Below are 16848 nucleotides of genomic sequence, written 5' to 3'. Positions count from 1 at the left end.
CATGACCGCCGTCCAGAACGCCCACCGCATCAGCGACGAGGCCGAAGCCCTCACCGTCGCCGCCGATCTCGCCGCACACCTCGCCGAGGAGGCGGCAGCGCGCGATTCCGGGCGACAGCTGCCGCACGAACAGGTGCGGGCGCTCGCCGCGTCCGGACTGCTCGCGCTCGGCGTTCCCCGCGAGCACGGCGGCATCGACGCGCGGACCGAAACCCTCGCCGAGGTGTTCCGGCTTCTCGCCGAGGGCGATCCGAGCATCGCCCAGATCCCGCACAGCCACTACACGTTCCTCGAGGTGCTGCGGCATCAGGGCACACCGGCGCAGCAGGAGTTCTTCTACTCCGAGGTGCTCGCGGGGCGCCAGTTCGCCAACGCCCAGAGCGAGCGCGGAACGAAGACCATCGACATCGACGCCACGACCCTCACCGAACAGGACGGGGATTTCGTCGTCGACGGCCGCAAGTACTACAGCACGGGCGCGCTGTTCGCCGACTGGATCGCGGTGCGGGCCACGGTCCCCGAGAAGACGACGCCGGCGGGGAAACCCGCGAAGGCCGTCGCCTACCTGCCGCGGACCGCCGCCGGACTGTCGATCGTCGACGACTGGGACGGCATGGGGCAGAAGACCACCGCGAGCGGAACCGTCACCCTCGACGCCGTCCGGGTGCCCGCGTTCCACGTCGTGCCGTTCTCCCCCATCTTCGACGCACCGACCACGTACGGCTCGCAGGCGCAGATCCTGCACGCCGCCATCGACGCCGGGATCGCCGCGGCCGCGTTGAACGAGGGCGTGCGCGCCGCCCGCCGGGCGAGGCCCTACTTCGAGGCAGGCGTCACCGACGCCGTCGACGATCCCCTGCTGATCCAACTGGCCGGAGAGGCCGCGGTCGGCGTCCGGTCCGCGGCGGCACTGCTCCGGGAGGGTGCCCGCAGCATCGACGCGGCGCGGCGGAATCTGACCGAGCAGACCGCCGCCGTCGCCTCGATCGACGCCGCCGCGGCCAAGGTCGCGGCCGCACGCGCGTCACTCGAGGCGTCGAGCGTGCTGTTCGAACTGGGCGGCACCCGCAGTGCGTCGGACACGTCCAACCTGTCGCGGTATTGGCGCGACGCCCGCACCCACACCCTGCACGACCCCACACGGTGGAAGATCCAGCACATCGGCCGGTGGACGCTGTCGGGCACCGTCCCGCCCCGGCACGGCCTGCTGTAGGCGGCTCCGCCGCCCGTGCGCCTTTCTGGTTGCGGGAGCTACCAAAAAGGCGCACGGGTGCTACGCGCCTAGATCCGCCTTCATCAGGAAGACGTTGTAGTCCGACCAGGTCGACATGGTGAAGTACAGTTCGTCGCCGCTGGACCACGGGTGGATGAAGCCGCCGTACAGTTCCGGGTATTCGGCGGCGCTGACCATCGGCGCCCCGCCGGACCAGGCGCCCTGCGGCGAGTCGGACTCACGGAGCACGATGGCCGCCTTGGACGTGTCGAGGTAGGTCATCTGCCACTTGCCGGTGGCTTCCTCGTAGCGCACGGACAGTTCGGCGGCGGGGGCGTCCACGATCGGCGTCGCCTCCGTGTAGCCACCGACCGGCGTCCAATTACCGTTCTGCCAGTACTGGTACGCGGACGTGTTGAGCACGTCGGCGGCCGGGACACGCGCCAGACCGATGGCGCCGAGCCTCGTGTTGGGGGTGCCGAACATGTACACGAAGTCGCCGGCGGGGACCATCGACGCGACCTGGAACTTGGTGACCCCGAAGATGTTGTCCCACTTCGCGTACGGGTCCTTGGTCCACGTCGATCCGCCGTCGTCGGAGTAAGCGATGCCGCCGTAGTTCGTCCACCACGTGGCGGGGATGCTGTTCCAGGTGCGGATCGACATGTAGCTCATGTATTGCCGATTCCCGACGGCGAAACCGGACGTCGGGATCGTGGTGATCTCGATGTTGTCGAGTTTGCGGCTGTCGAGCAGTTCCGCCGCGTGGCACCGGCTGTCCTGGACCATGCTGTCGAGGCTCATGCCATCGGACAGGTTGCGGTCGGAGCTGAAACCGAGGACGTTGCTGCGCCAGTCGTCGCCCTGGCCGCCGGGCGGCTGGAATCCCTTGCCGACGGTGTCACCGAACGCGACGGCGACCTGGTCGGGGGCGCTCTCCCAGATGATGCCGAGGTCGGTGCCGTTGACCTGGTAGCGCTTGTCGGTGCGGCTGACCGAGCCGGCGCCGGTCACCTTCGCCACGCGGGTCACGTCGCCGATCTTCGGGGTGGCCGGGGCCGCGCGGCGCGGTGCCTCCTCGGTCGCGGGGTGGACGAGGGGCGGCGGCGGGGGCAATTGGATGTCGGCGCCCGGCACGGGAATGCCGAAGTGGAAGGGCGTGAACTTCACGCTGACGTCCGGGATGTTCAGCTCGCTCGACAGGTTTCCCGGGGCATGGTCGGTCTCGTCGGTGAGATCGGGGCACGGATCGGTGCACGTGTCGGCGGGCAACGCCTGCGAGACGCGGACGGGGTCCGTGACCGGGGCGGGATAGGGCACCGTCGTGATCTTCGGGTACGGGATCGGGATCTCGAGCTTGTCCGGGATGAGCGAGTGCGTCTCGTTCGACACCTCGCTCGCGCAGGGTCCGCTGCCCGGAAGGCCGTTGGATACCCGCTCGGGTTCCGCGACGGCGGCGTTCTGGTTGGAGTAGGCGATCATGCCTGAACCGATCGCCACAGCCGCGACCGACGCGACCCACCTCTTCGACATTCCCCGACCCCTCCGTCAACTCCGGCCACACCCGGCGAGGGGAACATAACATCGCCCTTCTACGCTCGCCGGTTACCACACGCCATACCTGGCGGTAACATTTGCGTCCCGATCCGGAAACCGCTGTGACTCCATCCCCGGGTGCACGTTCACCGCGCCGCGATCCGCCCGAAGCCACTGCGGTTCAGTGGCTTCGGGAGTTCTCCTCCGGTGTCCGACATCACTGCCCGCCCGCGGGTGACCCGTCGTCCCGACGACCGCGGCGCCATTTCAGCGGCGGGATGTCGTGCCAACGCCGGAACGCGCGGCTGAACGCACTCTGGTTCCGGTACCCGAGCAGCCGGCTCACCTCGACGAGCGGCAGGTCCGTCTGGGACAGGAACTGTTCCGCGAGGTCGCGGCGGGTCTGATCGACCACCGCCTCGAACGTCGTTCCCGCGCGGGCGAGGTGCCGATACAGGGTGATGCGGTGGACGGAGAACAGCTGCGCCACCTGGTCGACGCTGCAGTCTCCGGCGTGCAGTGATTCCTCGACGGCCCGGCGAACCTGGCCCACAACGTCCTTCCCCGTCCCGGTCTGCAACTGCTGCAGATGCCCGTGGAAGAAGCGCTGCAGGGTGGGATCGGTTCCCGAGACCGGCTGCTGCAGCACTTCTTCCGGAAACAGCACCTCGTGCCGCGGTTCGTCGAAATGGATTGGTGCACCGAAGAATCGGCGATAGACGTCGGACGACGCCGGCTCACGGTACGAGATGCGGACCAACGTCGGCCGCCACGGCCGTGCGAGAAGGATTTCGAGGATCTTCACGTAGGCCGCGAGATACGCCGTCAGCAATTGCTCGCGCCCCGGGAACAGGCCGTCGAGAGTGAGCGACAGGCCGGCGTAGCCGCGCTCGACGGTCAGCGCCACGGTGATCCCCCGGTACCAGATGGGGCTGAACCGGGCCACCGCGTCGAGGGCCTGCCCGACAGTGTCGGCATTCGTGACGAGGAATCGCAGCGGCCCGGTGTTCTCGAGCGACGCGAACTGCCCCAGCAGCAGCCCGAGGTGGTCACAGCCCGTCTCGATCGCCGCGGCGTGCAGGATCCGGCCGTGTGTCTCGATCGGCAGCGACCGCAGGGGTTGCCCGGTCAGGAGTTCCGCGGTGACGCCGTACGACTCGAGCAGGGGCCACGCGTCCGCGCCGAAACTGCCCATCACCTTCGGCAGGTTGGCGAGCGCGCCCACGGGAATCGACCGGGCCCGCAGGCCCGTGTTCTCACCGGCCATGACTGCCCGTTCGCCAGCTGCAACGCATAGGTAAATAGTAGTTACGTAGAGATAAATAGTCAGGTGTGATGCGCATTACCTTGAGTTCTCGACAGGGCAGACGAGCAGGAGATCTGCCCCTGAACCCGAGGGATGAACATGCACTTTCTCGACGACAGCCTGTACCCCGAAAACCAGGAGAAGCTGGTCATCCAGGTCGCGCCGTACGGTCCGCAGTGGCTGCCGAGCGACTCCGACGACATCGCGGTCACCATGGACGCCCAGATCCAGAAGGCCGTCGACTGTTTCAATGCCGGCGCCTCCGTGCTGCACGTCCACGTCCGTGAGGAAGACGGCAAGGGCTCCAAGAAGCTGTCCAAGTTCAACGAGATGCTGGGCCTGCTCCGCGAGGCGGTCCCGGAGATGGTCCTCCAGGTGGGCGGATCGATCTCCTTCGCACCCGAGAACGAGGGCCAGGCCGCCACGTGGCTCGACTACGACACCCGCCACATGCTGGCCGAGCTGGACCGGCGCCCGACCAGGTGACCGTCGCCGTCAACACCAGCCAGATGAACATCGTCGAACTGCTCACCGAGGACGACGTCCAGGGCACGATCCTGGAGAACCCTCAGTACGTCCAGGCGTACACCGAGATGGTGTCGGACGCGCGCCCCTCCTTCTACATCGAACACCTCGAACGGCTGGCCAAGTCGGGGATCCAGCCCCACTTCATGCTCGGCCACGTCCACCAGCTCGAGTCGGTGGAACGGCTCATCCGGAAGGGTCTGTACCAGGGCCCGCTGATCCTCAACTACGTGGCGATCGGCGGCGGCGCGGCCGGGTTCAACCCGGCCGACCTCATGGAGTTCGTCCGCCGCACCCCCGACGGAGCCGTGCTCACGGTGGAGAGCGCGATGCGTGCGGTGCTGCCGATGAACGCGATGGCCATCGCGATGGGGCTGCACGTCCGGGTCGGCATCGAGGACAACCTGTGGGGCCGCAAGGGCGAACGCATCACGTCGGTGGAGCAGATCGAGCAGACCGTGCGCCTCGCCCGCGAACTCGGTCGTGACATCGCCGACGGCACGGAGGCCCGCAGGATCTACAAGATCGGCGAGACCTACGGCAGCACCGACGAGACGATCGCGAAGCTGGGCATGGCCCCGAACCGGCGCGTCGGCCAGCGGGGCTTCACCGTCCCCGGCGTCGCCTGAATCAGTAGGCAGCAATGGATCATTCCACGCTCGACCCGAAGCTTGCCGCCTTCGTCCGACTGAAGATCGACGTGTCGGCCACGCACCTGTACGCGCCCGGCGTCCGCAGGCACATCAAGACCGCGATCGAACTCGGCGCCACCCGCGAGGAACTGCTCGAGGTGATCAAGCTGTCGGCGGTGATCGGGATCCACTCCTGCGCAACCGGTGTGCCGATCCTGGCCCAGGAACTCGTCCACGCCGGTCGCCAGTCGGCTCCCCCGGAATCGACGCACCCGACACCCGTCTGCGACGGGCTGCGGGCACAGAACCAGTTCAATCCGCTGTGGGAAACCCTCTACAACTGGGACCGGGTCTGGCTCGAGAAGTTCCTCGCGATGGGCGCCGGCATCTGGCGCGACAACATCCTTCCCCCACTGTGGATCGAATTGCTCTGCATCGCCGGCGATGCCGCGCTGACCCACATGTACTCCCCGGGCACACGCAGGCACATCGCGACCGCGCTCGCGCTCGGCGCCGACCGCGCACAAATCGACGAGGTCCTGCGGATCGTCGCCGAGCAGGGCCAGGAGTCCTACGAATTCGCCCTGCCGATCCTGGAGCAGGAACTGCGCAACCAGGCCGTCGGCGTCTGACACGCCCACCGCCGTCCCCTCCCGACGCGCACGATTCCGTGCCAGTGAAAGAGACACCATGAGAATCACACGAACCCGCGGCGGTGCCGCCGCGAGCACGGAGTCGTGCGCCCCGGGCAGGGGTGACGGCCCACCGGCGACGAAGGCCGAACTCGACCGGCTGTACCGCAAGATCGCATTCCGCCTCCTGCCCTTCCTCTTCGTCGCCTACATCGTCAATTCGATCGACAGGGTGAATATCTCGTTCGCCAAACTCCGCATGATGGACGACCTCGGGCTCAGCACCGCCACCTACGGACTGGGCGCGTCGCTGTTCTTCGTCGGATACGTCCTGTTCGAGGTGCCGAGCAACCTCTACATGCAGCGCATCGGCGCCCGGGCGACCGTCATGCGCATCATGATCCTGTGGGGCCTGATCACGGTGGCCACCGGTTTCGTCACCGCCCCCACCCAGCTGTACATTCTCCGATTCCTGCTCGGTGCGGCCGAGGCCGGCTTCTTCCCCTGCATCATCCTGTACCTGACGTATTGGTTCCCGGCAGCGCGACGGGGCCGGATCACGTCGATGTTCGTCCTCGCCGTCCCCGCCGCCGGGATCCTCAGCGGACCCCTCGCCACCTGGATCATGAACACGTTCGACGGTGCGCACGGCCTGCACGGCTGGCAGGTGCTGTTCGTCTACGAGGGCATCCCGGCTGCGCTGCTCGGCGTCCTCGCCTGGTTCCTCCTGCCCGACGGGCCCGCCGACGCCAAATGGCTCACCCCGCGTGAACGAGACGTCACGGCAAGCGAACTCGTTACCGAGAACACCGCCCGGCACGCCGGCGAGCCAGCCGGTAGCGTTCTGCGCCGGCTCCTGACGGACCGGCGGGTGTACATCGCGGGCTTCGTGTTCTTCGCCATGTACGCGGGGTTCAGCGTGTTCTCGTACTGGACTCCCACCATCCTCGAGGGGCTCGGTGTCACCGACCTCACGACGATCGGCACCCTGAGCACGCTGCCCGCCGCGGGTGCCGTGATCGGAATGATCGTCAACGGCCGGAGTTCCGACCGCCGCCTGGAACGCCGGTTCCACGTCGCGGTGCCCCTGGTGGTCGCCGGATTCTGCTTCGCGGCCCTGCCACTGACCCAGACGAGTGTCCTGTGGTCGATGGCTCTCCTCACGGTGGCCGCCATGATGTGCTTCGGCACCCTGCCGGTGTTCTGGACGGTGCCGCCGTCGTACCTGTCCGCGGCCACCGCGGCCGGCGGGATCGCGCTCATCAGCAGCATCGGCGGTGTGGCCGCTTTCGTCACCCCCAACGTCATCGGGCAGATCACCACGGCGACGGGGAACCTCTACGACGCCCTGCTCGTCATCGCGGCCCTGCTGATGGTCGCCGCCGTCGTCATGGTGAAGGGAATCCCTGTCACCGTCCTGAAGGAGCACCGCTCCGCCGCCCCCTCCGAACTGTGAAAGGTCCGATTTCCATGCCTGTCTCGGCGCCCCATGCCACTCTCTCGCTGGCGGCGATCGTCGCCGAGTCCGCCCGGAAGTACCCGCACGACGTAGCCGTCGTCGACGGCGATACCCGGCTGACGTACCGGGACCTGTGGGACCGTGCCCGCCGGGTGGCCGCCGCCCTGCACGAGCAGGGGGTGCGGCCGGGTGACCGGGTCGCGCTGATGATCGGCAACGTCGCCGAGTTCCCGGTCGTGTACTTCGGAATCCTCGCTGCGGGAGCGGTGGTCGTCCCCGTCCACCTCCTCCTCACCGCCACCGAGGTGGCGTACGTGCTGCGCGACAGCGAAGCGAAGCTGATCGTCTGCCACGGCCCGACCACCGAGGTGGCCATCCTCGCCGCCGACGAGGCCGGCGTGGCGGTCGCGGCGGGTGGTGCGCTCTCCGAAGGAGGCACGGCCACAGTCGGTTACGAGTCTCGATCGCCCGAGGATGCCGCCGTCGTCTTCTACACCAGCGGCACGACGGGCGCGCCGAAGGGCGCGGTCCTCACCCACCTCAACATGGTCCTGAACGCCACGGTGTCGGCACTCGACGCGAACGACGTCCGCAAGTCGGACATCGTGCTCGGCTGCCTTCCGCTGTTCCACGCGTTCGGCCAGACGGCCACCATGAACGCCGCCTTTCGGATGGGGGCGACGATCGTCCTGCTGCCCCGCTTCTCCGGCGACACCGCGATCGAGATGATGGTCCGGAAAGGCGTCGACGTCTTCCACGGGGTGCAGACGATGTACATCGCACTGCTCGACGCCGCTCGGGCCGCGGACTGCGCCCTCCCGTCGCTGCGCACCTGCATCTCGGGTGGCGCGTCGCTGCCCGTGAACGTGCTCGACGAGTTCGCCGCCACGTTCGCGACGACCGTGTACGAGGGGTACGGTCTGTCGGAGACGGCGCCGGTGGCGTGCGCGAACCAGGCCGCGTTCGGCACCCGGCCGGGAACAGTCGGCAGGCCGGTGTGGGGTGTGGACGTCGAGATCGCCGACCCCGAACGGGAACTCACCGTCGAACTGCTTCCCGACGGCGAGGTCGGGGAAATCGTCATCCGCGGGCACAACATCTTCGCCGGATACCTGAACCGCCCGGACGCGACCGCCGAGGCCGTCGTCGACGGCTGGTTCCGCACCGGCGATCTCGGGACGAAGGACGCCGAGGGCTTCGTCACCGTCGTCGACCGCAAGAAGGACGTGATCATCCGCGGCGGATTCAACGTCTACCCCCGCGAGGTCGAGGATGTTCTCTCGGCACATCCCGCCGTGTCGCAGGTCGCGGTGATCGGCCTGCCCGACGCCACCCGCGGCGAAGAGGTCTGCGCGGTGGTCGTCCCGGCGGATCCGACCGCCGGAATCGATCCGACGACGTTGATCGAATGGAGCAGATCCCGTCTCGCGAAGCACAAGTACCCGCGACAGGTGCACGTCGTGGACGTGCTGCCGACGGGACCGAGTCACAAGGTACTGAAACGAGAGCTGCGCGAGACGTTCTCGCGCTCCTGACCCACGAGGAGAAGAACATGCGGATGAAGGACAAAGTGGCCGTGGTGACCGGCGCCGGACCGGGCCTGGGCAAGGCGATCGCCGTCACCCTGGCCCACGAGGGCGCGAAGGTCGTCATCTGCGATGTCAGCGACGCATCGTTGGACGAGGCCCGTCGCGAGATCGAGGAAGCCGGTGGCACCTGCCTCGCCGTGCGCTGCGACGTGTCGTCGAGTGCGGAGGTCCACGACCTGTTCGCGGCCGCGGTCGAGCAGTTCGGCACCGTGCACGCGCTCGTCAACAATGCCGCGCTGACGCCCAACCGGCCGATCGACACCGAGCGTCGCAACACGCTCTACGCCTACCTGCAGACCCCGGTGGAACGCGACTCGCTCCGGTTCACCAGCGAGATCACCGACGAAGAATGGTTGCGGTACTGGGACGTCAACGTGCACGGCGTGTTCTACTGCACCCGTGAGGCGCTGCGACTGATGGAACCGCAGCGGTACGGGCGCATCGTCAACATCGCGTCGATCGCAGGCATCTCGGCGCGCAGTGCGCACAGTCCGCACTACAGCGCCACCAAGGGCGCGGTGGTCGCGTTCACCCGCTCCGTGGCGTTGGAGGTGGCAGGCGCGAACATCTTCGTCAACGCGATGGCGCCCGGCGGCGTCGCGACGCCCGCCTTCAACGGCTACCTCGAGCAGATCGGCGAGACCGGCCGCAACCGGCTCTGGCAGAGTTGCCCGGCGGGGCGCTTCGGGTCGGTCGACGAATACGCCTCCACGGTGCTGCATCTCGCGAGCGACGAGCACTACCTCGTCGGGCAGGCCATCAGCCCGAACGGCGGCTCCGCGATCTGATCGCGCTCGCCCCGGGTCGCAGCAGCACCACGATGAGACCCGACAACCCGGCGACGACGACGGCCAGCACGACGAGCGTCGTGTGGAACGCGCTGTCGTAGGCGTCGACCGCGGTCAGCCCTTCGTCGACGCGGCGGGTGGCGAGGCCGGTGAGCAGCGCCGCGTACACGGCCACCGCGAGGGCCTCGCTGCCCAGCCGCATCGTGTTCACCACCCCCGCAGCCATACCCGCCTTTTCCTCGGGGACGAGTGCGAGTGCCTGACCGTCGACGAGACCGGCGGACAGTCCCATGCCGGATCCCGCGAGCAGCAGCGGCACCGCGATGACCGCGACCACCGTGTCGGGGCCCGCCAGCAGCAGCCCCAGGTCGCCGGCGATCAACGCTCCCAGGCTGATCCAGATCACGACGAGCGGGTTCACCCCGGCGCCGACGGCGCGGCCCGCCGCGAGCGGGCCCACCACGACCGGAATCGTGAGGAGCACGGTCACGAGGCCCGCCTTCGCCGAAGACTGTCCGGCCACGTACTGGAGGAAGGTCGGGAAGTAGGTGAGCAGCGTGACGAAGCCGAACGACGCTGCCACCGGAACGAGGCACAGTGCCATGAACCGCGGGTGGGTGAGCAATTCGAGATCCAGCAGCGGGGCCGGGCCTCGCGATTCTACGCGGGCGAACCCGGTAAGCAGCGCGACGGCGAGTACGAACGACGCCACGACTTCCGGGCTGCCCCAGCCCCAGGGCCCGCCCTGGACGATGCCCACCATCGCGGCGAGCAGATCCGTGAGGTTCGATGCAAGGCGAACCTTCGGTCTGGTGGTCGAAGACCCGAACCTGGAGGTGCGCGGTGCCCGACGCCGAGGGACATCCCGCAGTCGACGAGATCGAACTGGTCTCCGTGCTCGCCGCACTCGCCGACCCCCTGCGACTGGAGGTCGTGCAGAAGCTCCTGGTCGAGGCCGAAGGCGCGGAACGTCACTGCACGTCGTTCGGGCTGCCCGTGTCCAAGTCGACCCGCAGCCACCACTTCAAGGTCCTGCGCGAGGCGGGGCTGATCAAGCAGGTCGACCGCGGCAATTCCCGGATGGCACAGCTGCGCAGATCCGACATCGACGCCCGCTTCCCGGGGCTCCTCGACGCCGTGGTGACCGCACCCGCCTGAGCGGATTCCACACCCGTGGTGATGATGACGTTCTCAGGCGCCGGTTCCGAACAGCATGCCCAGCACGTAGGTGGCGGCGGCTGCGCCGTACCCGATTGCCAGCTGGCGTAGCGCCCGTTTGACCGGGGGTCCACCCGACAGCAACCCCACCACCAGGCCGGTTCCGAGCAGCGCGACGCCGACGAGCGCGGCGGCGACCACGAGCGCGGCGGTCCCTTCCATCCCGAAGAGATACGGCAGCACGGGGATCACCGCACCGGACGCGAAGAAGCAGAAACTCGCCGCCGCCGCACCTAGTCCGGTGCCGATGGCCTCGTGCTGGTCGACGGCCTCCGAACCCGAAACAGCCTCGGGCTGAACAGCTCTCTTCAACACGTCGGCGGCGCGTTTCTCGGCGTCTTCGGCGGGCATGCCCCGCGCCCGGTACACGAGTGCGAGTTCGTTCGCGTCGACATCGAGGAGCGGCACCGCCGCGCGGGCCCCCTCCCCCGGCGCCGACGCCTCGAGCAGTTCGCGCTGCGACCGCACGGACACGTACTCACCCGCACCCATCGACAACGCGCCCGCGAGCAGACCGGCGAGCCCGGTCAGCAGCACGATGTGATTGTCGACGCCGCTGCCGCTGATGCCGAGCACGAGGGCGAGATTGCTGACCAGGCCGTCGTTGGCACCGAACACGGCAGCACGAAACGTGCCGGACAGACGATTTCGCCCACGGGCCGCCAGCGCCCGCACCACTTCTTCGTGGATGCGCTCGTCCGCGCCCATGGCGACGGTGGCGTCGACGTCGGTCAGGTATGGCGACCGGGTCTCCGCGCGTTGCGCGAGGGCGAGCACGAACACCGATCCGAACCGCCGGGCCAGCACTCCGAGGATGCGCGTGCGGACGTCACCGCGAACGGGTTTGCCGACGTGCTCGCCGAGCAGTGCACGCCAGTGCGCCTCGTGCCGTCCCTCGGCGTCGGCGAGCGCCAGCAGAATCTCGCGTTCCTCACCGGTGCGGCGTTTCGCGAGATCGCGGTAGACGGCGGCCTCGGCGCGTTCGTCGGCGAGGTAGCGACGCCACTTCCGGACCTCGCGCGGACCGGGATCCGGTCGTGCACCCGCAACCATCGTGAGCCTCCCGATCGTCGACGGGTCGAAGCCTACCGACGCGACTACTGCACCGCGGCGGTTCGAGGTCAGTCCCCGGCGGCGAGGGCCTTGCCGAGCGAGTCCTCGGGTTCGGAGACCACCACCGGATCGCGCCGGGACAGCAGGTCGAGGACGGCCTTGGGCCGGGCCAGCGATTCGCGCACGGTGTTCCTGGCCATCGTGATCGGGCGGCATTCGCACCCGGCGTTGACGCCGGCGACATCGATCCCGGCGCCGCGGCACAGCGCGACCGCGCGGGGGACGTGGAAACCCTGAGTGACGATCAGCGCCTTGGTCACTCCGTATGTCTGGACGGCCCGAGCGCACGTGTCGTAGGTGTCGAGCCCGTACCGGTCGCCGACGATCCGGCTGCGGTCGATGCCCTTCTCGACCAGGTATTCCGTCATCGCCGCGATCTCGTCGCCGGACCTGCCCGCGCCGTCGCCCGAGACGAGCACCGCCCGCGCCCGCCCGTCCTGCACGAGGCGGACGGCGACGTCGAGGCGCCCGGCCAGATACTCCCGGGGTTTGCCGTCGCGTACCTGCGCACCGAGAACGATGACCACCGGGGCTTCGGGTGCGCCCTCGACGTCGTAGACGTGCCCCTCGGCCTCGCGCGAGATCCACACCGTCGAGGCCGCGACGACGAGGACCGCGAGCGCGCCGAGGCCCGCTCCGATGCCGACCAGTCGGCGGACGATCCGTCGTTCCCCCATGCCGCCATCAAACCACAGGGTCAGGCGACGGCCGGCTCTTGCGGGGCGCGCCGCTCACGCAGTCCGGATACCAGGCACAGTCCGAGCCCGAACAGGATCCAGCAGGTCAGCACGAGCAGGCCCGCGCCGGCTCCGTGTCCGTCGAAGAACGCCGTCGACCGCACCACGGTTCCCGCCGCTCCGGGCGGCAGGAGCTGACCGAACGCGCCCCACCCCGAGGGCAGCCACGCCGGGGAGGTCGCCAGTCCCGACAGCGGGTTGGCGAGGAACATCATCGTCACCGCTCCGAGCGCGAACCCCGCGATGCCCAGAACGGATTCGAGTCCGAGGACGGTCAGGGAAATGGCGGCGATCCCGAGGATGACGGCACCGGACGTCGTCCAGTAGTCGCCGTCGACGCTTCCGAGACCGAACTGCAGAATTGCGGTCAGCGCCAGTCCGGCGCTCACGGCGAAGAGCACCGCCCCCGCCACCCTGCTCGTGACGCTGTGCGGAAACAGTCGCACCAGCACGATCGCGGGGATCATGCCGCCGAAGACCAGCGGAAGCGCCATGCCGCCGAGGCCGGCCCCGGCAGGGTCGTCAGCCGTCAACGGAACGACGTCCTCGACCGGAACAGGCTGTCCCGCAGTCGCGCTCATACCCGCCGCGAGACCGTTCATCGTCTGCGCGATGGGCGCCCCGCCTGCGCCGGCGGACAGGACCTTCATGCCCTCCGGTGTCGCGACGATTCCGCCGACCACCTCCCGGTGCTCGATCGCCGTCCGGACCGCCTCGGCGTCCGCGAACCGCTCGGTGGCGAAGACCCCCGGGCGGCCCGCGTCGAGTGCGGCATCGATCCGGGTGACGGCCGCGTCGGGCCCGGCGACGCCCAGCCGCAGGTCGTGCGGGCCGCTGTGGACGGCGGGCAGCGCGAACGCCAGCAGCATCACGGCGATCACGGCGGTGAGTCCCAGCACGACGGCGATCATTTTCACCGGATCGGACGGGCCGTTGCTCGCCTGCCCGGCGGGTTCGATGCGCGGGTCGAGTGTCCCGGTATCCGCAACGCTCATCGGACTCCCCTTCAACTAAGTGGAGGAAATTCCTCCATTACTTGTGGAGAATATTCCTCCGGTTATGCTGGGTTGTCAAACGAGAGAGGTGCCCCCGATGCGAGCCGACGCGCTGGAACGCCGCAATACCCTGATCAAGGCAGCCCGGGCGGTGTTCGCCGACCGCGGGCACGACGCGCCGCTCGACGCCATCGCCGCGCACGCCGGCGTCGGAATCGCCACCCTCTACCGGAATTTTCCGAGCCGGGACGACCTCGCCCACGCCGTCGCCCGCACGACGCTCACCGAGGTCCGCGAACTCGCAGCCCGTGCGCTGGACGAGTGCGCCGACGACCCCGAGGCGGCATGGCGACGGTTCGTCGACGCGGTGGTCGATCTGCGGATGGGAGCGTTGGTGCCCGCGCTGGTCAACAGCCTCGACGAACTACCGCCCGACGTGCGCGACACGCGGGAGCAGACGAAGGCGTCGGTCACCGAGCTCATTCACCGGCTCCAGGAGTTCGGGCTCATCCGCGAGGACGTCGTGCCGCTCGAGATCATCATGGGGATCGCGATGCTCACCCGGCCGCACGTGCTGATGTTCGAGGACACGACGGCCAATCTCGTTCCGCGGCTGATCACGGTGTTCCTCGCGGGGTTGCGCCCGGACGGGTCACCGCTGCCGCCGCCGATCCCCCCGGACGCGGATGTACTGTGACGAACATGCAGCAAGGGGGGCCTCTGCCACAACCATGGAATCATCCACGCACCGGTGACGAACACCGCCCGTCACTGAACGGCTGGGACGTGGCGGTGTCGGCGGCAGCGATCGTCGTTGCGGTCGCGGTCGCCAGCATCTCCGCGGTCGCGGCGTTCTTCTGGCTGCTGTTCCTGGACTACTGCCCGCCCGAATCCTGCAGCGCCGAGAACGCGTGGATCGCGGTGTGCGTCGCACTCGCGGTCGCGGCACTGGTGACCGTGATGGGCGGCGCGGTCACGATCGCCCGCATCGCGCGCCGCACGCTCGCGTGGCCGGTGGCGTGCGGGACCCTCGTCCTCTGCGCGGGCGCATGCGCGATCGGATTCGCCGGTTACGTTTCCGCGACGGGAATCTGAGCGCCCTCAGGCCACGTGATGGTGGTCCGTCCGGCTGATCGCGACGGCCGAGACGATCACACCGACCACCACACCGACGAGCGTGTCGACGACGCGGCTCACCGCGATGTCCGGCGCCACCGCCGAGCCGAGACCCGTCAGCAGCAACGCCATGGGAGTGATGGCGACGGACGCGAACGCGTAGTTCTTGATGACCACCAGTTCGGTCACGGTCTGCAGCACCACGATCACCACGACGGTCTGCCAGTACCCCATCGCCGCGGCGATCAGCCCGGCGGCGAGGACGGCGCCCGCCACGTTGCCGACGAGACGTTGAATTCCCCGCTGCACCGTCTGACTGAAGTTGAACCCCTGCATCGCGGCCATCGCACCCATCGACGCCCACAGCGGATGTTCCAATCCCACTGCCACACAGATCCATCCGGCCAGCGCGGCAGCGGCGGCGATGCGGGCGGCATTGACGATCCCCTCACGCGACCGCAGCCCCCGGACACCTTCCGCGAGGAAGCCGACCGGCTTCGGCAGCGCCGCGGCCTCCGCAGCGAAAGACGGAAGGTCGCTGCGGCGCTTCACCTTACGAAGCTCCGACTCGTGGTCGACGAGCGCACGCAGGGTGTCGTGGTCACGCTCGTGCGCCCACCGATCGACCACTGTGTCCGCTTCGGCGAGGAGCGCGAACAACTGGTGGGAGTGACCGTCCCGGCCCCGGCCGCTGTGCGCGATCACGTCTCGCGCGTTGTCGATGGCCTTGCGGGCGGCCGCGATCGCGGAGACGTCGTGCGCACGTTCCAGCTTTGCGACGGCGGCGAGCGCCCGCGCCGCCGCCAGTCGCGCGGGACCGAGGGGAACGAACAGGCAGGGGGTCATGGCGGCGATCCAGCCCACGACGACACCGGTCGCCACGGCCACGACTGCCGGCCCGAGATCGGCGAGCCGCGTCGAGTACCCGGCCGCCGCGGTGGCCGCGAAGATCAGGATGACGGGACCGGGGCCGGCGATCCGGAACGCCGCCAGCAGCCATGCGGCGATCCCCGACGCCACGGCCATGAGCGCTATCTGCAGCCAGAGGGACAGTCCGGCCGCACCGAGGAGTGCTCCCCCGGCGACGAAGACGACGAGTGCGACACCGACGAGACCCGTCTTGCGGGCGAGCCGCGGGTACGGCTCGTATCGGCCGAATGCGGCGGTCAGCGCACCCAGCGCCGCGAAGCCGGCGAGGTTGCCGTGCCCGAGCAGGCCGCCGATCACCAGCACCAGAGCCGTCGCCGCACCCACCCGCAGAGCGGGAGCGATGGTGGCGTCCGCGGTCCGGACCTCGAACGCCCGGCGCCACGTCGACGGCGCCACCGAGTGGGCCAGCGCCCCACGGGAGTGATGGAGCCGGCTGAGGTCGGGTGCGTATCGAGGAGAAGCCTGCATGACCTCAGCGTACCGTATACTTCACTAGTAAAATAGTTGTGAAATAGTGTGAAGTTGATCGCTACGATGGTTTTCATGAGCCCTGCCCCACGTCCGGATGAGGATTTCACCGATCGCGTACGACGCGAATGGGCGGAGACCCATCCCGACGTGGACACGTCACCGATCGAGGTGATGGGTCGCATCACCCGGATCGGATCCCAGGCCCTGCAGCAACTCGACCGTGCCCTCGACGCGAGCGGGGTCTCGAGGGCCGAGTTCGACGTCCTGTGCGTGCTCGCCCGGAGCGATCGACCCCTGCGGGCCAGCGAGGTCACCGCCGTGACCATGCTCAGCGGCGCCTCCACCACCAAGCACGTCGACCGCCTGGGCAGGCTGGGGTTGGTGGAACGGCTGCCCTTCGAACGGGACGGCCGGGTCGTGCTGCTCCATCTGACCGAGGCCGGACGCGCCCTCGTCGACACCGAATTCCCGCAGCGCGTCGAACGCGACCGGCAATTCCTCGAGGGACTGGACGAGGACGAATGCGCGGTGCTGGCGGGTCTGCTCCGGCGGATCGCCGCCAACGTCGAATCCGGACTGCGCCCGTAG

General features: G+C 68.8%; 16 protein-coding genes and 1 pseudogene. 10 read left to right on the top strand and 7 right to left on the bottom strand.

Annotated features, from left to right (window positions below; all coding sequences use genetic code 11):
- Position 1: 1 nt before the first annotated feature.
- Entirely contained in the window at positions 2-1213 is a 1212-nt protein-coding gene (locus tag CJ179_RS17280; RefSeq protein ID WP_095862349.1) for an SfnB family sulfur acquisition oxidoreductase, read from the top strand.
- Positions 1214-1273: 60 nt separating this feature from the next.
- Here CJ179_RS17280 and CJ179_RS17275 read toward each other — a convergent pair whose 3' ends face one another.
- Positions 1274-2746, bottom strand: a complete 1473-nt coding sequence (locus tag CJ179_RS17275) for a DUF4185 domain-containing protein (protein ID WP_072946346.1) — start codon at positions 2744-2746, stop codon at positions 1274-1276.
- Positions 2747-2966: 220 nt separating this feature from the next.
- Positions 2967-4016, bottom strand: a complete 1050-nt coding sequence (locus CJ179_RS17270; protein ID WP_095862348.1) for an AraC family transcriptional regulator — start codon at positions 4014-4016, stop codon at positions 2967-2969.
- Positions 4017-4154: 138 nt separating this feature from the next.
- Here CJ179_RS17270 and CJ179_RS17265 point away from each other — a divergent pair.
- From CJ179_RS17265 to CJ179_RS17245, 5 genes and pseudogenes are all read left to right on the top strand, one after another.
- Positions 4155-5209: pseudogene (locus CJ179_RS17265) on the top strand (3-keto-5-aminohexanoate cleavage protein).
- Positions 5210-5223: 14 nt separating this feature from the next.
- Positions 5224-5844 carry a carboxymuconolactone decarboxylase family protein gene (locus CJ179_RS52740; RefSeq protein ID WP_072946348.1) on the top strand — a complete coding sequence of 207 codons (621 nt, stop codon included), beginning with the start codon at positions 5224-5226 and terminating at the stop codon, positions 5842-5844.
- 58 nt (positions 5845-5902) lie between these two features.
- On the top strand, positions 5903-7300 hold the full coding sequence (locus CJ179_RS17255) for an MFS transporter (protein WP_083395771.1): 1398 nt from the start codon (positions 5903-5905) through the stop codon (positions 7298-7300).
- Between the two features lie 14 nt (positions 7301-7314).
- Positions 7315-8838, top strand: a complete 1524-nt coding sequence (locus CJ179_RS17250) for a long-chain fatty acid--CoA ligase (RefSeq protein ID WP_095862347.1) — start codon at positions 7315-7317, stop codon at positions 8836-8838.
- A gap of 17 nt (positions 8839-8855) precedes the next feature.
- Positions 8856-9680: an SDR family NAD(P)-dependent oxidoreductase gene (locus CJ179_RS17245; protein WP_072946349.1), complete on the top strand. Its 825-nt coding sequence runs from the start codon at positions 8856-8858 to the stop codon at positions 9678-9680.
- Here CJ179_RS17245 and CJ179_RS17240 read toward each other — a convergent pair.
- A complete protein-coding gene (locus CJ179_RS17240; protein ID WP_257015588.1) occupies positions 9652-10443 on the bottom strand; it encodes an MFS transporter in 792 nt (263 codons plus the stop codon). The genes CJ179_RS17245 and CJ179_RS17240 overlap by 29 nt on opposite strands.
- An 80-nt stretch (positions 10444-10523) precedes the next feature.
- Here CJ179_RS17240 and CJ179_RS17235 point away from each other — a divergent pair, with 80 nt between their 5' ends.
- Positions 10524-10838: a helix-turn-helix transcriptional regulator gene (locus tag CJ179_RS17235; protein WP_095862346.1), complete on the top strand. Its 315-nt coding sequence runs from the start codon at positions 10524-10526 to the stop codon at positions 10836-10838.
- Between the two features lie 33 nt (positions 10839-10871).
- On the opposite strand, the gene CJ179_RS17230 is transcribed toward CJ179_RS17235, so the two are convergent.
- From CJ179_RS17230 to CJ179_RS17220, 3 genes are all read right to left on the bottom strand, one after another.
- Entirely contained in the window at positions 10872-11951 is a 1080-nt protein-coding gene (locus tag CJ179_RS17230; protein ID WP_095862345.1) for a VIT1/CCC1 family protein, read from the bottom strand.
- Positions 11952-12019: 68 nt separating this feature from the next.
- Positions 12020-12688, bottom strand: a complete 669-nt coding sequence (locus tag CJ179_RS17225) for a vancomycin high temperature exclusion protein (RefSeq protein WP_072946351.1) — start codon at positions 12686-12688, stop codon at positions 12020-12022.
- A gap of 20 nt (positions 12689-12708) precedes the next feature.
- Entirely contained in the window at positions 12709-13743 is a 1035-nt protein-coding gene (locus CJ179_RS17220) for a hypothetical protein (protein ID WP_095862344.1), read from the bottom strand.
- A 97-nt stretch (positions 13744-13840) separates the two neighbouring features.
- On the opposite strand from CJ179_RS17220, the gene CJ179_RS17215 reads away from it, so the two are divergent.
- Complete coding sequence (locus tag CJ179_RS17215; protein ID WP_095862343.1) at positions 13841-14440, top strand: TetR/AcrR family transcriptional regulator; 600 nt, start codon at positions 13841-13843, stop codon at positions 14438-14440.
- Positions 14441-14445: 5 nt separating this feature from the next.
- Entirely contained in the window at positions 14446-14838 is a 393-nt protein-coding gene (locus tag CJ179_RS17210) for a hypothetical protein (protein WP_257015587.1), read from the top strand.
- A gap of 6 nt (positions 14839-14844) precedes the next feature.
- Here CJ179_RS17210 and CJ179_RS17205 read toward each other — a convergent pair whose 3' ends face one another.
- Entirely contained in the window at positions 14845-16257 is a 1413-nt protein-coding gene (locus CJ179_RS17205) for an FUSC family protein (RefSeq protein WP_095862341.1), read from the bottom strand.
- Positions 16258-16323: 66 nt separating this feature from the next.
- Between CJ179_RS17205 and CJ179_RS17200 the strand changes: the two genes are divergently transcribed.
- Positions 16324-16848, top strand: coding sequence for a MarR family winged helix-turn-helix transcriptional regulator (locus CJ179_RS17200; protein WP_072946355.1), 525 nt, complete (start codon positions 16324-16326; stop codon positions 16846-16848).

The organism is Rhodococcus sp. ACS1 (assembly GCF_002300155.1).
GTDB classification, from domain to species: domain Bacteria; phylum Actinomycetota; class Actinomycetes; order Mycobacteriales; family Mycobacteriaceae; genus Rhodococcus_F; species Rhodococcus_F koreensis.
Note: the sequence above shows the minus strand (reverse complement) of the source record. Positions and strands in the feature narration are given on the sequence as shown.